At 73.9% G+C, this 20,318-nt stretch carries 20 protein-coding genes; 8 read left to right on the top strand and 12 right to left on the bottom strand.

Features of this window, described 5'->3' with window-relative positions; genetic code table 11:
- Positions 1 to 149: 149 nt before the first annotated feature.
- The gene (locus ASG70_RS03165) at positions 150 to 662 is read left to right on the top strand and encodes a pyridoxamine 5'-phosphate oxidase family protein (RefSeq protein ID WP_082590025.1); all 513 of its coding nucleotides are present in this window, start codon (positions 150 to 152) and stop codon (positions 660 to 662) included.
- 32 nt (positions 663 to 694) lie between these two features.
- On the opposite strand, the gene ASG70_RS03160 is transcribed toward ASG70_RS03165, so the two are convergent.
- Both ASG70_RS03160 and ASG70_RS03155 read right to left on the bottom strand, forming a co-directional pair.
- On the bottom strand, positions 695 to 1,375 hold the full coding sequence (locus ASG70_RS03160; protein WP_056882400.1) for a response regulator transcription factor: 681 nt from the start codon (positions 1,373 to 1,375) through the stop codon (positions 695 to 697).
- Positions 1,362 to 2,771, bottom strand: a complete 1,410-nt coding sequence (locus ASG70_RS03155; RefSeq protein WP_056882399.1) for an ATP-binding protein — start codon at positions 2,769 to 2,771, stop codon at positions 1,362 to 1,364. Before ASG70_RS03155 ends, ASG70_RS03160 begins: the two co-directional genes overlap by 14 nt.
- Positions 2,772 to 2,896: 125 nt before the next feature.
- On the opposite strand from ASG70_RS03155, the gene ASG70_RS03150 reads away from it, so the two are divergent.
- Together ASG70_RS03150 and ASG70_RS03145 are read left to right on the top strand one after the other, a co-directional pair.
- A complete protein-coding gene (locus tag ASG70_RS03150; RefSeq protein WP_056882398.1) occupies positions 2,897 to 4,291 on the top strand; it encodes a PspC domain-containing protein in 1,395 nt (464 codons plus the stop codon).
- A gap of 5 nt (positions 4,292 to 4,296) precedes the next feature.
- Positions 4,297 to 4,767, top strand: coding sequence for a hypothetical protein (locus ASG70_RS03145; RefSeq protein WP_056882397.1), 471 nt, complete (start codon positions 4,297 to 4,299; stop codon positions 4,765 to 4,767).
- Positions 4,768 to 4,806: 39 nt separating this feature from the next.
- Here ASG70_RS03145 and ASG70_RS03140 read toward each other — a convergent pair whose 3' ends face one another.
- Positions 4,807 to 5,511, bottom strand: a complete 705-nt coding sequence (locus tag ASG70_RS03140) for an NUDIX hydrolase (RefSeq protein ID WP_056882396.1) — start codon at positions 5,509 to 5,511, stop codon at positions 4,807 to 4,809.
- Positions 5,508 to 6,629, bottom strand: coding sequence for a glycosyltransferase (locus ASG70_RS03135; RefSeq protein WP_369818866.1), 1,122 nt, complete (start codon positions 6,627 to 6,629; stop codon positions 5,508 to 5,510). Before ASG70_RS03135 ends, ASG70_RS03140 begins: the two co-directional genes overlap by 4 nt.
- A gap of 41 nt (positions 6,630 to 6,670) precedes the next feature.
- Here ASG70_RS03135 and ASG70_RS03130 point away from each other — a divergent pair, with 41 nt between their 5' ends.
- The 3 genes from ASG70_RS03130 to ASG70_RS03120 are packed head-to-tail and all read left to right on the top strand — an operon-like array spanning position 6,671 to position 8,995.
- Positions 6,671 to 7,492, top strand: a complete 822-nt coding sequence (locus ASG70_RS03130) for a PIG-L deacetylase family protein (RefSeq protein WP_056882713.1) — start codon at positions 6,671 to 6,673, stop codon at positions 7,490 to 7,492.
- Entirely contained in the window at positions 7,489 to 8,559 is a 1,071-nt protein-coding gene (locus tag ASG70_RS03125; protein ID WP_082590022.1) for a lysylphosphatidylglycerol synthase transmembrane domain-containing protein, read from the top strand. Before ASG70_RS03130 ends, ASG70_RS03125 begins: the two co-directional genes overlap by 4 nt.
- Entirely contained in the window at positions 8,552 to 8,995 is a 444-nt protein-coding gene (locus ASG70_RS03120; protein WP_056882394.1) for a hypothetical protein, read from the top strand. Before ASG70_RS03125 ends, ASG70_RS03120 begins: the two co-directional genes overlap by 8 nt.
- A gap of 18 nt (positions 8,996 to 9,013) precedes the next feature.
- On the opposite strand, the gene ASG70_RS03115 is transcribed toward ASG70_RS03120, so the two are convergent.
- The 5 genes from ASG70_RS03115 to ASG70_RS03095 form a co-directional block, all read right to left on the bottom strand.
- The gene (locus ASG70_RS03115; RefSeq protein ID WP_056882393.1) at positions 9,014 to 9,889 is read right to left on the bottom strand and encodes a hypothetical protein; all 876 of its coding nucleotides are present in this window, start codon (positions 9,887 to 9,889) and stop codon (positions 9,014 to 9,016) included.
- A gap of 12 nt (positions 9,890 to 9,901) precedes the next feature.
- Complete coding sequence (locus tag ASG70_RS03110) at positions 9,902 to 10,768, bottom strand: type 1 glutamine amidotransferase (RefSeq protein WP_082590020.1); 867 nt, start codon at positions 10,766 to 10,768, stop codon at positions 9,902 to 9,904.
- Positions 10,765 to 12,081, bottom strand: coding sequence for a Mur ligase family protein (locus ASG70_RS03105; protein WP_056882392.1), 1,317 nt, complete (start codon positions 12,079 to 12,081; stop codon positions 10,765 to 10,767). The genes ASG70_RS03110 and ASG70_RS03105 overlap by 4 nt, the downstream gene beginning before the upstream one ends.
- A gap of 10 nt (positions 12,082 to 12,091) precedes the next feature.
- Positions 12,092 to 12,265 (bottom strand): hypothetical protein, encoded by a 174-nt coding sequence (locus ASG70_RS19805; RefSeq protein WP_235531315.1) that lies wholly within the window; start codon positions 12,263 to 12,265, stop codon positions 12,092 to 12,094.
- Positions 12,266 to 12,669: 404 nt separating this feature from the next.
- Positions 12,670 to 14,715 carry a methyltransferase domain-containing protein gene (locus ASG70_RS03095; RefSeq protein ID WP_082590019.1) on the bottom strand — a complete coding sequence of 682 codons (2,046 nt, stop codon included), beginning with the start codon at positions 14,713 to 14,715 and terminating at the stop codon, positions 12,670 to 12,672.
- 91 nt (positions 14,716 to 14,806) lie between these two features.
- Here ASG70_RS03095 and ASG70_RS03090 point away from each other — a divergent pair, with 91 nt between their 5' ends.
- Both ASG70_RS03090 and ASG70_RS03085 read left to right on the top strand, forming a co-directional pair.
- Positions 14,807 to 16,036 carry an AGE family epimerase/isomerase gene (locus tag ASG70_RS03090; RefSeq protein WP_056882391.1) on the top strand — a complete coding sequence of 410 codons (1,230 nt, stop codon included), beginning with the start codon at positions 14,807 to 14,809 and terminating at the stop codon, positions 16,034 to 16,036.
- A 152-nt stretch (positions 16,037 to 16,188) separates the two neighbouring features.
- Positions 16,189 to 17,010: a hypothetical protein gene (locus ASG70_RS03085; protein ID WP_056882390.1), complete on the top strand. Its 822-nt coding sequence runs from the start codon at positions 16,189 to 16,191 to the stop codon at positions 17,008 to 17,010.
- On the opposite strand, the gene ASG70_RS03080 is transcribed toward ASG70_RS03085, so the two are convergent.
- Genes ASG70_RS03080 through ASG70_RS03070 form a run of 3 tightly spaced genes read right to left on the bottom strand, consistent with a single transcriptional unit; the run spans position 16,994 to position 20,233 of the window.
- Positions 16,994 to 17,617, bottom strand: coding sequence for a YdeI family protein (locus tag ASG70_RS03080; protein ID WP_056882709.1), 624 nt, complete (start codon positions 17,615 to 17,617; stop codon positions 16,994 to 16,996). The genes ASG70_RS03085 and ASG70_RS03080 overlap by 17 nt on opposite strands.
- A 40-nt stretch (positions 17,618 to 17,657) precedes the next feature.
- Positions 17,658 to 18,317: a response regulator transcription factor gene (locus ASG70_RS03075; protein WP_056882389.1), complete on the bottom strand. Its 660-nt coding sequence runs from the start codon at positions 18,315 to 18,317 to the stop codon at positions 17,658 to 17,660.
- Positions 18,314 to 20,233: a sensor histidine kinase gene (locus ASG70_RS03070; RefSeq protein ID WP_056882388.1), complete on the bottom strand. Its 1,920-nt coding sequence runs from the start codon at positions 20,231 to 20,233 to the stop codon at positions 18,314 to 18,316. The genes ASG70_RS03075 and ASG70_RS03070 overlap by 4 nt, the downstream gene beginning before the upstream one ends.
- Positions 20,234 to 20,318: the final 85 nt, after the last annotated feature.

Here is a 20,318-nt window from a genome sequence, read left to right as displayed (position 1 = left end):
GAAGAGCCTATCGGCGCCGCCTGTGCCCTCTCCGGTGCACGCCTCCGGCCTCCCGGCTGCACGAGGTGCCGCGCCACAGCGCGCGGGTTAGCGTCGAGGAACGTGCCGCTGAGCAGGGCGGACACCGAGATGACGACGAAGGAACCACCGTGACCGACTCCCACCACGCCACCGCCACCACCCACGACCCCGAGGCCGTCGCCACCGTCCGCGACCTCATCAAGGACGAGCGCACCTGCATGCTGACCACCGTCGCGCCGGACGGGTCGCTCGTGAGCCGGCCGATGGCCACGCAGGAGGTCGAGTTCGACGGCGACCTGTGGTTCTTCGCCGAGGCCTCCTCCCCCAAGGTCGCCGAGGTGCAGGCCGACCCGCGCGTCAACGTCGCCTACGCCGGCTCGTCGTCCTGGGTCTCCGTGTCGGGCACCGCAGAGGTCGTGCGCGACCCCGCCAAGAACGAGGAGCTGTGGAACCCGTTCGCGGAGGCATGGTTCGCCAAGGGACCGCAGGACCCGAACGTGGTGCTGGTCAAGGTGCGTGGCGAGAGCGCGGAGTACTGGGACAGCCCCGGCGGCCGGGTCGCGAGCGTCATCGCACTCGTCAAGAGCAAGGTCACCGGCGACAAGCCCGACGTCGGCGACAACGAGACCGTCCAGCTCTGACCGGTCGGAGCCTGCAGGGGCCGTCGCCGGCGTCAGAGGAGGCGGCGGCCCATCGCCCACGCGGTGAGCTCGTGGCGTGAGGACAGCTGCAGCTTGCGCAGCACTGACGAGACGTGGGTCTCGACCGTCTTCACGGAGATGAACAGCTCCTTCGCCACCTCCTTGTACTGGTAGCCGCGGGCGATGAGGCGCATGACCTCCCGTTCGCGGGCCGAGAGGCGGTCGAGCTCCTCGTCGACCTCGGCGATCTCGCCGGCGGCGGCACCGAACGCGTCCAGCACGAACCCGGCCAGCCGGGGGCTGAACACGGCGTCCCCGTCGGCGACGCGCTGGATGGCGCGGGTGAGGTCGTTCGCCCCGATGGTCTTGGTGACGTAGCCCCGGGCGCCGGCGCGGATCACGGCGATCACGTCCTCGGCAGCGTCCGAGACCGACAGCGCCAGGAAGCGCACGGGCTGCCCGTCGGCGGTGGTGAGGCCCCGGCACCCGTGGAGCACGTCCACTCCACCGTTGCCGTTGCCGCCGGGCAGGTGCACGTCGAGCAGGACCACCGGCGGCCGCGTGCGGGTGATGACCGCGACGGCCGTGTCGACGTCGGGCGCCTCACCCACGATCGTCACGGTGCCACCGAGCTCCGCCTTGACCCCCGACCGGAACATCCGGTGGTCATCGACGAGGACGACCTCGACGGGCTTCTTCTCAGGCGTGTTCACGGGTCTCCTCTGAGGTGGCGGGGACGGACTGCGCGGGGCTCGGCTGGGCGGGGCTCGGCTGGGCGGCGTTGGGCTGGGCAGCGGCGGTGGCGGCCGGGAGGGTGAGCACGACCTCGGTACCGTGCTCGAGACGGCGTACGCGCGCGGTCCCGCCGTGGCGGTCCATGCGGCCGAGGATGGACTGGCGCACGCCCAGCCGGTCCTCGGGCACCTCCTCGAGCTCGAAGCCGGGGCCGTGGTCGCGGACGAACGCCTCGACGCCGAGCGGGCCCACCTCGAGGTAGAGCGACACCGGGGGCTGGCCGTGGCGCACGGCGTTGAGCAGGGCCTCGCGCACCGCCCGGCTGAGGGCCAGGCCACCGTCGTCGAGCGGGCGGTCGCCGGTCGCGACGACGTCGATCGGGGTGCCGTGCAGGTCCTCGACCTCGTGGGCCACCTCGGCCACGGCGGCGGCGAGGGTCGCGTCGCTGTCGGCCGGACCGGCGTACAGCCAGGCGCGCAGCTCGCGCTCCTGGGCGCGGGCGAGCTGGTTGACCGCGGCCGGGTCGTCGGCCTTGCGCTGGATCAGGGCGAGGGTCTGCAGCACCGAGTCGTGCAGGTGGGCCGCGATGTCGGCCCGCTCGGTCGCGCGGGCGCGCTCGGCCTGCTCGTGCCGCAGGTCCGACCAGAACCGCAGGCCCCACGGCGCCGCCACGAGCGCGATACCGGCGAGCACCGCGACCACGGCGGCACCGATGTCCCAGATGGCCTCGAGCGACCGGCCGCGGGTCGCCATGATGACCAGGCCGGCGAGGGCGAGCACGCCGCCGAACACCAGCCGGGCCGCGCTGAACCGTCGCGTCCCGCTCTCGGCGCCCAGCCACCGCCCACGCTGCCGGTCGTCGAGCTGCGACCACGCCAGCACCGCTCCAGCCGCGACGACGAGCAGGGGCAGCAGGATGCCGAGGCGGGCGTTGAGGCCGGCGTTCTGGGCGACGACGACCAGGCCGAGCGCCAGCATGAGGCCGCCGACGAGCAGGACCCGGGTGGCGTCGCGCTCGGCCTCCAGGACCGGCCCGCCGCTGACGGGGTCGCCGCTGACGGGGTCGCCCGCGACGGCTGCCGGGTCGGCCGGGTCGACGGCGCGGCGCCGGCCGTCGACGACCCCGCCGCGGGACAGCGGGGTGAGCGCCCAGAGGAAGACGTAGGCGACGAGCCCGGCACCGGTGGGGATGGACAGCACCACGAACAGGATGCGCACCCACCGCACCGACCAGCCGAGGTGCGCCGCGAGCCCCGCGGAGACACCGGCGATGACCCTGCCCTCGGCCGGCCGCGTGAGGGTCGGCCGGGCGACGCGGCGCTCGGCGAACCTGGTGTCCGTCGGCGGGACGGGCCGCTCGTAGGGGGTGGGCATGCCCTCATCCTGACGCACCCCGGCCCCGAAACCGAGCCTGTTCAGGGTGCTGGAGGGCCACGTCAGGGTCCGTTCAGGGTCGACCCTCATGGTTGCGCGCCCCGCCCGGCGACACGATGGATGACATGACCCAGACCCATGGGCCCGCCGCGGGCCCGACGAACAACGAACAGGCCTCCGGCATCGACCGGTTCTTCGACTGGCTGAGGTCCATCGACCTGCGCCGCGACGGCGAGGACAAGTGGCTGGCGGGCGTGTGCTCCGGCATCGCCACCCGCCTCGGAGTCGACCCGATCGTCATCCGCGCGGTGCTGGTCCTGCTGGTCGTCATGGGCGGCCTGGGCATCACCGTCTACCTCATCGCCTGGGCGTTCCTGCCCAACGACAAGGACGACATCGTGGCCGAGCGGGCCCTGCGCGACGGCGACGTCCTCGGCATCATCCTGCTGGTCGTGATCGGCCTGTCGCTGGTCGGCGGCACCGGGTTCGCCCGTGACACGCCGGGCATGGGGTGGGTCTGGTGGGTCGTGATCCCCGTCGGCCTGGTGGTCTGGCTGGTCACCCGCAGGCGCGGCCAGGAGGCTGCACCCGTGGCCGGCCCGACCCCGTACGCAGCACCCGGCGGCACCCCGCCCACCGCGACCTACCCCGCCTCGCCCACAGCGACGTACGGCGCCTCGTCCGTACCGTCAGCGATGGCGTACGGCGCGGCTCCCGAGCCGGCGACGTACGGCACCACCGCTGCGCCCACCGCCGGCGGCGCGGCACCACAGGCTCCGTATGGTGCCGCGACGCCCCCCGGGGCCGGCTCTCCCCCGGCACCGCCCGCGGGTCGGCAGCCGCGTCCGCCCAAGCCGCCGCGGGCGCCTCGTCCGCCACGGCGACGCTCGGGAGGCTTCGGCGCGACGCTGCTCATCAGCGGCCTCGCCGTCGCCGCCTACGGGCTGACCACGTGGGCCCACCAGGCCAACGACTGGGCCGGCAGCGACCAGACGGTCGCCCTGTGCGCCGCCCTCGCCGTCGTCGGGCTCGGCGTCCTGGCCCTCGGGTTCGCCGGGCGGCGCACCGGGCTCACCGGCTTCGTCGCCGTCGTCCTGGTCATCGTCACCTGGACCGCGTCGGTCGTCCCGGACGTGACGTTCGGGGGCGGTGTCGGCGAGCGCGTCTGGCGCCCGTCGGTCACCGACACGACGAAGTCCTACCGGCTCAGCATCGGGTCGGCAGAGCTCGACCTCACCGCGCTGCCCGACAACCCGGGCACGGCCCGCGACGTCGAGGCGCGGGTGGGCGTCGGCGAGCTGCGCATCCGGGTCCCCGACAACCTGACCGTCGAGGTCCGCAGCTCGGTCGGGGCCGGCCAGATCACCAAGGCCGCCCCCGGCACCCTCGACTCGGTCGACACGAGCGGCAACGGTGACGGCCGCAACATCAGCACCGTCGAGACGTTCGGGACCGGAACCCCCGACGTCGTCGTCGACGCCCACGTGGGCCTCGGCCAGATCCTGATCGGCAAGGAGTGAACGCCATGACCAGCCCCCACGACGAGACCCGGAACGACCTGCAGGAGGAGCGCCCGGACGCCACGCAGGAGCTGTGGGGCGACACCACCGCCGAGCACGCGACGGCCGAGCAGGCCACACCCGAGTTCGCGACGGCCGAGCAGCGGTCCGCCACCGACCCCACCCAGCAGCTCCCGGTCGACGACCACCGCGCCGCCACCGAGGCCACGCCGGCCGGACAACCGGTCCCCACCACGGCTCCGGCCGCCTGGGCGCCACCTGTGCCGCCGCGACCGACCGGGCCGCACATCCCGGCGGTCCTGCTGGGTCTGGTCTGCCTCGCGGTCGCGGGGATCGTGCTGGCCCAGGAGCTGGGCAACCTCACCATCGACTGGGGCGACGTGGGCCCGCTCGGGTTCGTCGCCATGGGCGCGGTCCTGGTGGTGCTGGGCATCGTCGGCCTGGCCGGCTCCAACCGGCGCAACGCCCGCTCCTGACCGCGGGGCCGAGCGTCACAGCCACAGGGCCTCAGGGCCTCAGGAGCGGCCGAGCCACCGCGACATGTGGGGGCCGAACGACCGGCCGAGGTGGTAGCGGCCCAGCTCCTCGACCCGCACCCAGCGCACCGACTCCGTCGAGCCACCGATGTCGTGGACGACGGGGTCGGTGGGCTGTGGGCACCACGCGGCATACACGATGCGCACGGCGTGGAAGTCCTCGAGCCGGCCGCTCGGCGCCCGGCCCACCCAGTGGGAGGTGTGCGCCTCGAGCAGGCGCACGCCCTGGACCTGGTGGCCGCTCTCCTCCCAGACCTCCCGGTGCAGCGCCGCGACCGGCTCCTCGCCGGGGTCGAGGCCGCCGCCGGGCAGGGTCCACCGCCCGGGCGCCGACGTCAGAGCGGAGAGCTCGGTGAGCAGGACGCCGCGCTCGCTGGTGACGACGCCGTAGGCCGCGGTGCGCTGGTGCACCTCCGGCACCTCCCCGGGCTCCAGCACCAGGCCGGGGTCCGTGGGCACCTGCGCGGAGGGCACCTCGACGGGCTCGACCGGTTGGACGGCGTAGTCGAGCGTGAGCGAGCCGTCGCCGTGGCGCAGCGCGTCCAGCAGGCGCGCGCCGCCCCACCCGCGACGGCCCAGCTCGCGGACCGGGTCGGCGCCGTGCTCGAGGACGAACGCGACCACCTCCCGGCCGTCGTGCCCGCGGCCGCGCACCTGCAGGGAGGTCGCGGGGACGGGGGTCACGACGCACCCGCCCGGCGGTACTCGGACTCGGCGAGGTCGACGACGGCGGGCCACGCCTGCGCCGGCGGCACCTCCCGGTTGTGGGTGGCGATGCGCGTGCGGACCGCGTCGTCGCACACGAGGTCGACCAGGGCGCGGACCATCGCGTGGTCGTCGGAGCCGAGCAGGCCGTCCTCGCCGTCGGTGACGAAGTCGCCCACCCCGGTGTCGGCGCGGGCGACCACGGGCAGACCGGCCGTGCGGGCCTCGAGTGCCGCGATGCCGAACGCCTCGAGCCGGGCCGGCGTGAGGTAGACGTCGCCGCGCCAGTAGCTCCTGCGCAGCTCGTCCCGGTCGACGCGGCCGGGCAGCCGCACCCAGTCACCCATCTGGTGGGCGGCGACGAACCGCTCGAGCCGCCCCCGCTCCGGCCCCTCGCCGAAGAGCGTCAGCCGCATGGCCCGGTCGGCGGGCAGGAGCCGTCGGGCAGCCTCGGCCACCTCGAGCGCGGCCATCGGGCGCTTGCGCGCGGCCAGGCGCATGGACGCCACGACCTCCACGGGGGCGCCCGGGTCGCGCACCGGCGTCGAGGGTGGCGCCCAGAGACCCACGTCGATGCCGTTGGGGAGGACACGGACCTCGCCGCCCTCCCCCACCACCGCCTGGACCGAGGCCGCGGCGACGCCCGACACGGCCGAGAGCGCGGCCCCACGCCCGCCCCACTGCCGGGCGTGCCCCAGCGCCCGGAACAGCGGTCGCGAGCGCTCCATCAGGCAGTGCCAGGTGGCGGCGGTCGGCAGGCCCAGCCCGAGGGCGACACGCGCGAGGTCGGTCGCGAACGGGCTGACCACGCCCATGTGCACGTGCGCCACGTCGAAGCCGCCGCTCTGCAGGCGGCGGCGCACCTCCGGCGGCGCGAACGGGTTGACCGGGAGCTCCCACGGGAGCCGGATCGCCATGCGGTGCACCGGGATCCCGTCGACGAGCTCGACGACCCCGTGGCGCTCGCCGCGTGCCCCGGGCGTGGCCGTGAAGACCTCCACCTCGTGCCCGCGGGCGACCAGCTGGGCCGCGAGGTCGTGCGTCTGGACCTCGATCCCACCCAGCCTGGGCAGGTAACAGTCCGTCAGCAGCGCCACCTTCACGGGCTAGAGCCTGCCATGCGACAGGATGGCTCGTGATGACCCGCACCCTGGTGGCGTTCCACGCGCACCCCGACGACGAGGCGCTCCTCACGTCGGGGACGATGGCGCGCGCCGCAGCGGAGGGCCACCGGGTGGTCACGGTCGTGGCGACCGACGGCGACCTCGGCCTCGCCTCGGACGAGTACGCCGCCGACGGCCGGCTCGGCGACCGTCGCCTGGACGAGCTGCGCCGGAGCGCGCAGGCGCTGGGCGTCGCGCGCGTCGAGTGGCTCGGCTACGCCGACAGCGGGATGGTGGACGGCGCCCACCCCGACCCCCCGGGGCGCGAGCGCTTCGTCCGGGTCGACATCGACGAGGCGGCCCAGCGGCTGGCAGCGATCCTGCGCGAGGAGCAGGCCGACGTGCTGCTCACCTACGACCGCAACGGGGGCTACGGCCACCGCGACCACGTCAAGGTGCACGTCGTCGGCGCCAGGGCGGCCGAGCTCGCCGGGACACCCCGGGTGCTCGAGGCCACCGTGCCGCGGGACGCCATCAACCGGGGGCTCGACCTCGCCGCGAAGTTCTACCACTTCCCGCCGGAGTTCGACCGCGACAGCTTCCGCCGGGCCTTCAGCGCGCGGTCCGAGATCACCCACCGCATCTCCGTGCGCCGGTATGCCGCCGCGAAGCGCGCCTCCATGCGCGCCCACGCGTCGCAGGCGAGCGCGGGGGCGGGCGCCGACCGCACGCTGGCGGCGTTCCTGCGCATCCCCCGTCCCCTCTACGACCTCGTCTTCGGGCGCGAGTGGTTCATTGACCCTGCGAGCCCCCCGGGCCACCGGGTGGCGACCGACATCTTCGAGGGCCTGCCGTGAGCGCCGGGACTGCAACCACCGAGGGACCGGCCCAGCGCCCGGCACGCTCGCGCGGTCGCACCGTCCTGCAGGGAGTTCTGGGCCTCGGCCTGGCGGCGGTCCTGCTGGTGTGGGGACTCCCCCGCGTCTCCCACGTCTCCTGGGGCGAGGTCTGGCAGGTGCTGGACCGCGTGCCCGTGGCCACCGCCCTGGTGCTGCTCGGGGGTGTCGTGGTCGGCCTCTACTGCTACACGTTCACCCTCACGGGGTCGCTGCACGGCCTGCGGCACTGGCAGGCCCTCATCGTCAACGTCGCCGGTTCGTCCGTGGGCAACCTGCTGCCCGGTGGCGGCGCGGCCGGCCTGGCCGCGACCTACACGATCTGCCGCTCGTGGGGGTTCTCCCGCCGCGACATCTCCACGTCGGCCATCGTCACCGGCGTGTGGAACGTGCTGGCCCGCATCGCCCTGCCCCTCGTTGCGATCGTCGCCCTGCTCGCCGGGGCGGACGCCGACGTCCCGAAGAAGCTGCAGGACGCCGCGATCGGCGGTGCGTTCAGCGGCGCGCTCCTCCTCGGCGCGTTCGTGGCGGTCCTCGTCTCCGAACGGGCCGCGGTGGCCATCGGCCAGGGCATCGACAAGGTGCTCGGCCGGCTGTGGCGCCGCCGCAGCATGAGCGTCAGGGACCTCGTCGTCGACCTCCGGGCGCGCATCAACGACGTGGTCCGGACCGGCTGGCTCAGGATGACCCTGGGCCTCGTCGGCTTCTTCGGCGTCTACTACCTGCTCTTCCTGGTGTGCATGGATGCCACGGGCGTGCACCTCTACTACGGGCAGCTCTTCGCGGCATACGCGATCGGGCGCCTGGCCACGGCGGTCGGGGTCACCCCCGGCGGGCTGGGGGTGACCGAGGCGGTCACCACGTCGGCGCTCATCGCCTGGGGTGCCGGGCCGGCGGAGGCGTTCGCCGGCGCCATCCTCTTCTCCGTCTACACCCACCTCATGGAGATCCCGCTGGGCGCCCTCGGGTGGCTCGCGTGGTCGTTCAGCCCCAAGCAGGAACCGGTCGAGGAGCACGCGCATGGGTGAGGACGAGGAGGAGCGCCGTCGCCGAGCCGCGGAGCGCGCAGAGGCCGCCGACTACCACGTGGCCGCCGACCAGCGGCGCCGTGAGCGGGAGTCGGTGCGGGCCCAGGTGCTCGTCGACGAGTTCGTCACCCGCGCGACCGAGGCCGGCTTCCCCACCGAGGAGCTCACGGCGCGCCCCTGGTCGGGCCGTGGCCGCTACCGCACGGGTGTCCGGGGCTGGTACCTGCGCCGCGACGAGTCGATCGGGATCGGGACCGACGGCTCCTACTACGTGCTCGTCGTGCCGCCGGAGCGGTTCGGCCGGTGGCGCACCGTCGCCATCGCGCCGACGCCCCCGCCGCTGCAGGTCGGTGCCGGCGGCCGCGACGGCGAGTCAGCGACGCTGGCCGAGCTCATCGCGCTGCGGCTGGCCTGGGGCAGCGACCCGGACGCCTGAGTCCCTGCCGCAGAAGCCCTAGAGGGCTCGTAGCCGGGTCGGGTCGACGACCCGCGCCAGGTCGGCCGTCAGCGGGCTGCCCGGCGGCTCGCTGAGGAGCCGGAACAGCGCGGCCCGCAGAAGCATCGGCCGCCTGATCGGGTCCTGCCACTGCACCAGTACCGCTGGGTCCGCACCGTGCCACAGGACGGCGTCGAGGACGCACACCGCCTCGGCCCACGACGGCGGCCACCAGTACGGCGCGAGATCGATGACCACCGGGGTGCCCGTCGCGTCGAGCAGGACGTTGCCCGCGAGGTCACCGTGGACCAGCTGCGCCTGCTGGGGCCCCGTCAGGCCTCCCCCGTCCGCGTCCTCGAGCTCGCCCACCCACTGGTCGGCGAGGTCGGACCCGTATCGCGCGACCGCGTCACGCAGTGCGGCGCCGCCACCATGGACGAGGCGGTCGGCCTGCGCCCAGCAGTCGGTCCGCGCGTCGAGCCCGGCAGGGCGCTCGGGCACCGCGACGGCCAGGCGGGCGTGCAGCACCCGGCCGGTCGCCACGAGGACGTCGAGGTCGGTGCAGGCGGTCGTGTCGGGCTCGAACCGGCTCGCGGCCCAGCCATCGACCACCCAGGAGCCGTCCCGGGCAGGGATCGGCATGGCGATCCGGACGGTCCCCGGCCGCTCCAGGTCGAGGGCCACCGCTAGGCGGGCCAGGACCGGGCTCAGCCAGTCCTGGGTCGTCGCGTCACGCCCCGGCGACAGCACCAGGTCGCCGGCGACGACACTGCCACCCCCGCCCCCGGGCAGGGGCCGGACGTCGTCCGGGACGGCGAACAGGTCCAGGACCTTCGGGGAGACCCGTGCGGGCACGGGCGTGGAACGGTCGGTCAGGCGCTGCTGCGGCTGCATACCGGGCAGTGGTCAGCGCTTGACGAGCCGGCGCACCTGACGCGTGCGGGCCTCGTCGGCGAAACCGTCGTCCTGCGGGGCCGGCTCGAACGGCCGTCCGGTGGCGCGCTCGGCGGCAAGGGCGATGAGCGCGTCCGCGAGCGCCGGGTTGGCCGGGAGGATAGGGCCGTGCAGGTAGGAGCCGATGACGTTGGCCGTGCGGGCACCCTCGGTGCGGTCGGTGCCGTTGTTGCCGAAACCGGCGCGCACCGTCCCGAACGGCGCCTGGCCGTCTCCGAGCGTCGTCGAGCCGGAGTGGTTCTCGTAGCCGACGACGTCACCGAACTCCGTGCTGAGGACGACCGGGCCGATCATGCGCTTGGCGTTGCCCTGGGTCGTGACGTCGAGGATGCCGAGGCCCGGGAGCCGCTTGCCCTCGACGGTGATGAAGGCGTTGCCGAACAGCTGGTACATCCCGCAGATCATGAGCATCGGCGTCCCGTCGCTGGCGAGGCCGCGCAGCCGGTCGGAGATCTGCTCGAGGTCGGCCTCGACCCGCACCTGCCCGGAGTCCTGGCCGCCGCCGCCGACCACGAGGTGCACGGTCTCGGGGAACGCGCTGCCCGGGTGGTGCTGGTGCACGACGGGGCTGTAGCCGTGCCGGCGGATGCGGGCGGCGAGCGCGCGGGTGTTGCCGAGGTCGCCGTAGATGCTCATCTCGCGCGGGTAGAGGTGCACCAGGTGGATGGCGCCCTTGCCCTCGCGCTCGGCGTCGGGGACGACCGCGGAGTCCTGCGGCTCCCCCGGGATGAACACGTCCTGGGGGTGGGCCGCCGTGGCACCGTGCTGGGCGGGCTCGGACTGCGCGGGGTTCGCGTGGGCTGGTGGCTGGATGGTCATGACGCCTCCTCGCCGATGTCGGGCAGGTCGTATCGGGCGGCGAGCACCCGGCGCAGCGCCATCATCGCGGTGTAGGTGCAGAAGATCCGCTTGGGCTCGTCGCGGTGCGCGGCAAGGAACGCGTCGAGCGCCGCCTCGAGGTCGGGCTCGACCCGCTCGACGGGCACGTCGTCGTACTGCAGGCGCAACGCCATGTCGTAGCCGCGGACGCCGCTGGTCACGGCGACGCCGCGCTGCCGCAGGCTCTCGAAGCTCACGTCGTAGAGCCAGGAGACGTCGCGGCCGTCGGCGTAGTTGTCGTTGATGGCGACCATCGTCGCGACCGGCGTGGAGCCGTAGGTGCCCAGGGCGACCGTGAACCCGGCCGGGTTCTTCACCAGGACCAGCTCGAGCGGCTGGCCGTCGACCATGACGACCTCGCCCCGGCCGAACGGCGGGGTCACCGCGCGCAGGGCCTCGGCGGCCCTGGCCGGGTCGAAGACGTCGCCGAGGAGCAGGCGCGCCGTGGCGGTGGCGGCCGTGGCGTTGATCATCGCGGCGAGGCCGCGCTGCTGGAGCTCGAGCGGGCCGACCGTGCCAGAGCCGGCGGAGCCGTCGCCGAACAGCACCTCGAACGACCGCTCATCGCTCGGCTTGAGCAGGCCGTCGTCGGGACCGGCGACCGGCGGCACGAAGTCGTCCTCGAACCGCACGTCCTGCTCCTGCAGCTCGGGCAGGCGGTCGGCGATGGAGGCGTCGACACCGAAGTAGCGGACCTGGACGCCGTCGGCGACGCGGTCGCGGATGCGGGAGATGAAGGAGTCGTCGAGGTTGAGCACGACGCCGGTGGTCGTCTGCTCGGCGAGGCTGGCCAGGAGCTGGGCGGTGTGGTCGATCTCAGCGAACCGGTCGAGCTGGTCGCGGGCGACGTTGAGCAGCAGCGCGTGGGTGGGCTTGACGGCCGCGGCGAACTTGAGGGCGTGCGCCTCGTCGAGCTCGAGCACCGCGAGGTCCGCGGCCAGGCGGCCGCTCACCGGCAGCTCGCCGAGCATCGAGGAGATGACGCCGCGGGTGAAGTTGCTGCCCGTGGGGTTGGTGAAGACGGTGCGGCCATGGGCTCGCAGCACGGCGACGAGCATCTTGGTGGTGGTCGTCTTGCCGTTGGTGCCGCTGACCACCACGATGCCGCCGCGGACGTCGGCGAGCGCGTGGGTGAGGAACCCCGGGTCTACCTTCTCGGCCACCAGCCCCGGCAGGGCGGAGCCACCGCCGCGGAGACGGGACGCCGCGCGCGCGGCCTTGCCTGCGACCACAGCCGCCGTCGTCCTCAGCACCCTGCAAACCCTAACGGTCGCGCCGGGCGCCGCTCGCACCTGCTCGGGCGCGGAGGCCCAGGACGACCGACGCGCCCCACAGGAGGAACAACGGGTCCCACAGCCAGGCGTGGCCGACCATCCCTGGGCGGTCGAAGCCCGAGGACGGGTGGATCGCGCCCACGAGCACGAGGTTGGCCACCACCGTGTTGAGACCACCCCACAGGACCAGGACCGCCGCACCGAGCCAGCACGCGGACCGCGCGACCTGCCCGGCCGGCCAGCCCGTTCGAGGCCAGGAGGAGGGGCGCCAGCGCTGCGACGAGCTTCAGTGCACCGATCGGAGCGAGCACCCATTCCCTCCCCCGGAACGTCGCCACGAGGTCGCTGCCCAGCGACCAGACGAGCGCCGTGCCGCCCACCGCCCAGTAGAGGCTGAAGGCAGCGTGGACGCAGCCCAGCAGACCGGCCACCACAAACGCTCGGGGCACGGTCCGTGCAGGTGCAGCGACACTGGTGCTCATCGGCCCATCCTTCGTGGTGTCTCGTTGCCCGACCATCCGGTATGACCCCGAAAGCACCCCTTGGTCGCCCGGCGTCCGGCCCGGTTCAGGCGCGGGCGGCCACCAGGTGCCGGCGCCCCGTGAGCAGCGCCAGCCCGTAGAGCAGGGCGACCACGATGAGCAGGGCGTTGAAGCCGAGGATGAGCGCGAGGTACTCCAGCGCGCCACCCACCATGGCGCCAAGCAGGTTGGCGCCGAACGCCACCGTGCTCGACCCCGACCCCTTGAACCGCACGGCGAAGAGCAGGTTGGCGACGAAGATCGGCAGGAACGCGATCGTCACGCCGGCGAGGAAGCGCGGGACGACGGACAGGTCCAGCAGGCTGTCCTGCGGAACGAGCCAGGCGAGCGCGAGCGCCGCGAGGAGCACCGGGTACAGCAGGACCGGGCGCCTGATGGTGACCCGGCGGGCGACCTCGATCGCCGCGAGGACGCTGAGCAGCACCCCGGCGAAGACCGCCGCGTTCACGGCCCAGGTCGTGCCGAAGAGCAGCGCGAACTGGACGACGTTCTTGGTCTCCAGCAGCAGGAAGGCGCCGCCCATGAAGAACAGGTCGGCATACGGGCGCATGGTGCGCAGCGGACCCGCGACCGTGCGGACGGCCACGACGGAGGCGAGCAGGACCAGGCCGAGCATCCACAGGTAGAACGACGGTATGGAGCGGGAGCCGAGGTAGGGGAACGGCCGGTCGTCGACGGAGGGCTCGAGGGCGGCGGCGCGCGGGGTCCAGGTGTTGGTGCACCCACCCGTGCTGGCGTCCTTGCGCAGCGTGAGCACCGCCTGCTGGCGCGGGCCGTAGCTCGGACCGAGCTGCACGCACGGCGCGGTGCCGTAGACGGTGCGGACGGTGTTGGCGTAGCGGTCCAGCAGCCACGGCTCGTAGTAGTTGTACATGGCGAACGTGCCGCCGGGCTTGAGCAGCGAGCGAGCCTTGGTGAGCGCCTGGGTGGTGAACAGGTAGTTCTCCAGCCGCAGCGCCGACTGGCCGGTGACGATGGTCGCGGAGTCGGGCAGCGCCAGCAGGATCAGGTCGTAGCGGCGGTCGGTGCGCTCCATGAACGCGCGGCCGTCGTCGACGTGGGTGGTGACGCGTGGGTCGGAGTACGGCCGGTCGGGGTGGCGGTCGCGGCCGAGCTGCAGCAGCGCCGGGTCGATCTCGACGGCGTCGACCCGCTTGGCTCCCTGGTCCAGGGCCACGGCAACGTCGTTGCCGGTGCCGGCGCCGACGACCAGCACGTCGTCGTGCGGGCCGGCGTAGGTGTAGGGGTAGAGGTAGAACTGCGAGCTCTGCTTGATCACCGACACCGGCAGGGCGGTCTGCAGCGGCGTGTTGTTGACCTCGACGCGCACGAGGCCGCCGGCCACGTCGGCGGTGTGGATCTTGTAGTAGGGCGACCACTGGAAGCTGCCCAGGAAGGACTCTGCGCCGAGCATGAGGACGAGGGCGGCGAGGGCAACGGCCGGCAGGCGCCCGGCCCGGGCGGCGCGGCGGCCGAGCAGGACGACGAACGCGGCGGCAGCCACCAGGCCCCAGCCGAGCGGCGGCAGCCGCAGGAACGACAGCGCGGCGAAGGCGACGATGCCGGTCAGGCTGCCGACGACGTCGAGCCGGTAGGCCTCGAGCGGGGCGAAGGTGGCGAAGGTCCGGCCCACCTCCTGGGCGAGCGCCATCAGGGTCGCGACGGTGAGCACGAAGACGACGGCCAGGCTCAGCGGACGCGGCAGCGGCGGCAGGTCGAACAGGCCCACGAGCTGCCACTGTCCACCGCGCCCCGTACCGGTGCGCACGGGGAACACCAGGACGAACGCGATGAGCGCCGCGAGCAGGACCGGCGCCAGTGGGAAGAGGTCGCGCTCTGCCTTGGCCCGCAGGAACCCCAGCCCGATGCCGAGGAAGCTCGCCAGCAGGACGAAGTTGGTGAGGTGGACGAGGTAGAGGTTGTTGGACGACGTCCACCGGATCAGCGCCAGCTCGACGAACAGCATCAGCGCACTGGCCAGCACCAGCCGGGTACGGCGCCGCGGCTCCGGGAGGCGGGCACGGCGCCGGGGCTCGCTCCTGACGGTCGCGTCCTCGTGCTCCTGCTGCATCGTCTCCCCTTCGCGTGCCGGCCGCCCCCGCCATCGGAACCGTAGCAACCAGCGCGGCCGTGGTGGGGGCCCCGCGTCATACGATCCGGGCATGCTTCCTGTGGCTCCCGACCTCGACACCCTCGCCTCCGAACGCGCCCGGCTCTGGGAGTTCGGCCGCCGGTCCGTGCACCCGGCGGGCGGGTTCGCCTGGCTCGACGACACGGGGCAGCCGGTGCTCGACCGCCCCGTCGAGGCCTGGGTCACCTGCCGGATGACGCACGTCGCAGCGCTCGAGTTGCTCGGGGGCAACGGGGACGCCCGGCGCGAGCTCGACCACGGCGTCGCCGCCCTGCGGACGACCCTGTATGACGCCGAGCACGGTGGGTGGTTCGCCGCGGTCGACGTCGCCACCGGGCAGCCGACCGTGCCCGAGAAGCGTTGCTACGAGCACGCTTTCGTGCTGCTGGCCGCGGCAAGCGCGACCGCGGCCGGGCACCCCGATGGCGAGGCGCTGCTGGCCGACGCGGTGGGCGTGTTCGAGGACCGGTTCTGGCGCGAGGACGAGGGCATGGCCGCCGAGTCGTGGGACCGCGCGTGGACCACGCTGGAGGACTACCGCGGCGCCAACGCCAACATGCACACCGTCGAGGCGCTACTGGCCGTCCACGACGTCACCGGTGAAGCGGTCTGGCTGCAGCGTGCCGAGCGGATCGTGCGCCGCGTCGTCCACGAGGTCGCCCGCCCGGCCGAGTGGCGGCTGCCCGAGCACTTCACCTCCGCGTGGGTGGCTGCGCCCGACTACAACCGCGACTCCCCCGCCGACCCGTTCCGCCCGTACGGCGTGACGATCGGGCACCTGCTGGAGTGGTCGCGGCTGGCCCTGCACGTGCGGTCCGCGCACCTCGTCCGCGGCCAGGACGCGCCGCAGTGGCTGCTGGAGGACGCCGAGGGGCTGTTCGACGCGGCGGTGCGCGACGGCTGGCACGTCGACGGCGAGGACGGGTTCGTCTACACGGTCGACTTCGACGGCACCCCCGTCGTCCGGACCCGGCTGCACTGGGTGCTAGCCGAGGGCATCGCGGCAGCCTGGGCACTGGGCGCGGCGACCGGCGAGCAGGGCTACCTCGACTGGTACGCCGTGTGGTGGGACCAGGCGGAGCGCCGGTTCATCGACCGGGTCGACGGGTCGTGGCGGCACGAGCTCGACGAGCACCACCAGCCGTCGACGACGGTCTGGACGGGCAAGCCGGACGTCTACCACGCCTACCAGGCCGCGCTGCTGCCTGCGCTGCGGCCGGCGGGGTCGTTCGCCGGCTCGTTCCTCGGCCCCGCGAGCTGACGGACATTCCGGTCACGGTCGGTCCTCCTCGCATCCCCCGATCGGCTGGTGCTTGGGCGGAACGACGCACTGCGGCGCTCCGCGCGTCCTAGCGTGACCGCCGACCGGCTGGGGGCGGCCCGTGCCCTGCTGCGCCGGCGGAGGAGGACACCGTGCCGGAGTACCGCGCCACACCCTGGCTGATCGAGTACGCCCACCACCCCGAGCTGGCCTCGGAGCTGGAGGACCTCGGGCTCGTGCCGGCCGGCTGCCTCGTGCTGGACAACGGCCACGACCTGTCGTTGGAGTGGTCTGCGGCCTACGAGCAGGACATCCAGCGCTACTTCCTCGAGAACGCCGAACGACCCGAGCCGATCCTCGTGACCCCCGACGGCACGGTCTCGGCGGAGGTCGGCGACTGGTACGGCGGCGCGAGCCTGCGGGTGCGCACCCTCCTGGCCGACGGTGCCCTGGTCGAGACGAAGCTGCGCTGGCCGGTCTTCCCGCCGTGGCCCAAGCGGATGCAGCGTGGCCGGCGCCTCACCGACCTCGAGACCGAGATGACCCGCCACTGCGCCCGCGGCCGTTCGATCGTGGTGGCGGACGGCTCCCCTGCCCAGGTCCTGGCTCGGCACCGGGACCACGTGAGCGAGGCCGAGCGGGAGCGCACCACCGTCGCGGTGCCGCTGCGCTCGATGGACGATGTCGAGAACATCGCCAACGCGGCGTTCGCCCACGCCCAGCAGGTGGAGACCGCGGGACTGCTGCTCGTCGGTGTCCTCCACGTCGTGGGTGGCCTGCTGGCGGTGGCGGCCCTGCTGCTCGGATGGCTGGTCGGGCCGTGGTGGCTCTGCCTCTTCGCCGTGCCGGTCGTCGCGCTCGCGTGGTGGGCCAGCGTCCCTGTGCTGGTGATCGCCCGCCGGTGGAAGCGGTGGCGTCCGCCGTTCCCGTGGGTCGTGCAGCGCCGGTCCCGCATCCTCACCCCCGGCGCCTGACGCCCCCTGACCCGGGTGTGGACCCGGACCTGGGGTGGATGGTCTCCCCTTGCGCGAGCATGGCGACGAGCTGCTTGATGCGTCGGCTCCGGGTATCGGCCCGCTTGGCGGTCTCGATGCGGTACAGCACGGAGTACCGGTTCCGGCTGTCGAGGCCCTGGAACGCCGCGCGCGCGGCAGGGTCGGCGTCGAGCGCTGCGGCGAGGTCGGCCGGCACCTCGATGCTCGCCGGCCCGGCGTACGCGGCGTCCCAGCGGCCGTCGGCCTTGGCGCGCTCGACCGCCGCGAGTCCCGGCGCCTGCATGCGCCCCTCCGCGATGAGTCGCTCGACGATGGCGACGTTGCGCTGGGACCAGCCGCTGCGCGGGGTACGGGGCGTGAAGCGTTGCCGGTAGCTGCGGTCGTCGCCGCTGCGGACCTGCCCGTCGATCCACCCCTCGCAGAGCGCCTCCTCGAGCGCCTCGGCATACGTGAGGCTCGTCGGCGCGGCAGCGCCCTTCTTCGCCAGGGTCAGCCACACCCCGCGGGATCCAGCGTGGTGCTCGCGGAGCCAGGCTCGCCAAGCGGCGCGGTCCTCGACGGTCAGGGCGGGCAGCTCCTCACTCACGACGCCCACCCTCGCACGCCGGCCGGGTTGAGGTCGTCCGTCAGTCCTGCGGACGCGGCCGTCCGAGACCGGCGTCGCGGGCGCGCATCGCCGCCTGGGTGCGGTCGGCGACCTGCAGCTTGGCGAGGATGTTGGAGACGTGGTTGCTCACCGTCTTCGAGCTGAGCCCCAGGCGGCGGGCGATCGCGCCCGTCGGCAGCGCTGAGGCGAGCAGGTCGAGCACCTCGAGCTCGCGGGCCGTGAGGTCCGCGAACGCCGCCGTCCGTGCGTCCGCGGTCGCTGGGGCGGTCAGCTGGTTCAGGACCCGGGTCGCGATCCCGGGGCCGAAGACCACCTCACCCGCCGCGACGGCGCGCACCGCCCCGGCAATGTCCTCCTGCTCCGATCCCTTGAGCAGGTAGCCGTGCGCACCGGCACGCATCGCGCTGAAGAGCGAGTCGTCGTCGTCGTACATCGTCAGGACGCAGATGCGCACCGCGGGCGCCACCCGCCCCAGCTCGCGGATGGCCGTGAAGCCGTCGCCGTCGGGCATCTTCAGGTCCATCAGCGCCACGTCGGGACGGTGGATCACCGCCTCGCGGACGGCTGCGCGGCCGTCCGCGACCACCGCGACCACCTGGAAACCCTCCAGGGTGGACAGCACGCCGACGAGCCCCGACCGCACGACAGGGTGGTCGTCGGCGACGAGGACCCGGATCATGCGAGTGCCGTGGGCACGCGGACCCGTACGTGGCCGCCGCCCGGACCGGGGCCGACCTCGCAGGCACCGCCGAGCTCGGTGACCCGTTCCTGCATCCCGACGATCCCGACGCCCGGCCGCCAGTCCTCGGTGGAGGCGCCGTTGTCCAGCACCTCGCAGTGCAGCTCGGCCCCGTCGTGGCCCAGCCGGACGACGACGGAGTCCGCGCGGGAGTGCCTCACGACGTTGGTGAGGGCCTCGGTGGCGATGCGGTACACCGCCTGCTCGACGGCTGGTGGCAGCGCCGGCAGCTCGGCGGCCTCGAGGGTGGTGTGCAGGGGTTGCCCGTCCGCCCGGCGCTGCAGCTGCCCGGCGCGGATACGGAGCGCCGCGACCAGCCCCTGCTCGTCGAGCGCCGGCGATCCCAGGTCGTCGACGATCCGGCGGACCTCCGCAAGCGCCGATCTGGCTCCGGTGCGGACCTCCGAAAGACGTTGCTGCACAGCGTCTTCGGGGCCACCGCCGGCGAGGTTGGCTGCGGTGTCGGCGGAGAGCGCGACGCCGGTCAGCAGCGGCCCGAGCCCGTCATGGAGCTCGCGGCGCAGCCGGCGACGCTCGTGCTCGCGGGTGGACACGAGCCGCTCGCGCGAGCGCTGCAGCTCCTCCAGGAGGACCGTCGCGTGCACCGCGGTCGAGAGCGGGCCCGAAAGCAGCCTGAGGATGCGCTCGTCGGCGGGCGCGAGTCGTGTCTCGCCTCGTCGCAGGCCGACGAGGAGCTCGCCGCCGTCCAGTGGCAGGCTCACCGACGGTCCTTCGAGCGTGCCCCCGGCAGCGAGGCCCTGGCCGTCGCCGGAGACCCCGACATAGGGCAGTCGCAGCGTCGTCCGGATCTCCTCGAGGGTCGCCTGCAGGCTGATGCCGAGCGAGCGCCCGACCCGCGACGCGACGCGCAGCGGGTCACCGCGGTCGCCGTAGAGGAGCCGGTCCACCGCGGCCTGGAGCCGGGTGCGCAGGGGAAGCGCGAGCAGCGCGACGACCAGCGCGGAGGCGACGTCGGTGAGGACGAACACCAGGGCCGCATACATGGCCAGCACGAGGCCCGAGAGCAACGCGTAGGTGACCCCGCGGGCGACCACCAGCCGGATGTCGAGCAGCTGGTGGCGCAGGACGGCCGCGGCGACGGCGGCCGGGAGCAGTGGGATCGTGAACAGCACGGCGAGCGGCGTGCCGGCGACGAGCGCCCATGGGGTCACCGCGATCCCGATGACTGCAGCCGCTGCGACCAGCCAGAACAGCTGCCGGCGCACGACCTCGGGGCCCGCCCGGTAGCGCACCACGAGGCACGCGATCCCGACGAGCACCGACAGGACCCACCGCGCCTCGCTGACCGTCCACAACCAGCTGAGCGACTCGTAGGTGCGCGCGCCGAGGGTGCCGTACGGGCTGGGGCTGCCGGACGGCTGCCCGGGGTCGAGGCCCACCTCGAGGACGAAGAGCGGGCAGGTCGCGGCGATGGTGGCTGCCACCGGGCGCCAGCGTCGCGAGGCGAGCCGGCCGTCCGGGAGCAGGAGCAGCGAGAGCGGGACCAGCGTGATGTTGACCGGCCAGGCCCACTGGAAGACGGCGCCATCAAGGCGCAGCAGCCACGTGGGCACCCCCGCGTCGCCGAGCACCTCCTGCAGGGGCGCGGCGAGGGCGGACAGGGTCTGGCAGAGGCCGCCCGCGGCATACATCCAGCCGAGCGCCGAGCCCGGCCGGTGCCAGGCGATGAGCACCCCGCACAGGCCGAAGCTGACGCCGATCAGGGTGTTGCTGACGACGAAGGCCTGCACCGCGTCGTCGAACGACCAGCCCGCGGCGAGCGTGGCCCCCACCGCGCCGACGGCCAGCAGGACGGTCATGAGGCCGATCGCGCTGGCGAGCCCCTTCGTGCGCATCGACCACCTCCTGCGTCCTGCTCGAAGATACCGCCGCGGACGAGGCGTGCACCCGGGAATCTTTCCCGGCCGGGTCGGGCGGACC

The sequence above is a fragment of the Phycicoccus sp. Soil748 genome (assembly GCF_001428025.1).
GTDB lineage: Bacteria > Actinomycetota > Actinomycetes > Actinomycetales > Dermatophilaceae > Pedococcus.
Note: the sequence above shows the minus strand (reverse complement) of the source record. Positions and strands in the feature narration are given on the sequence as shown.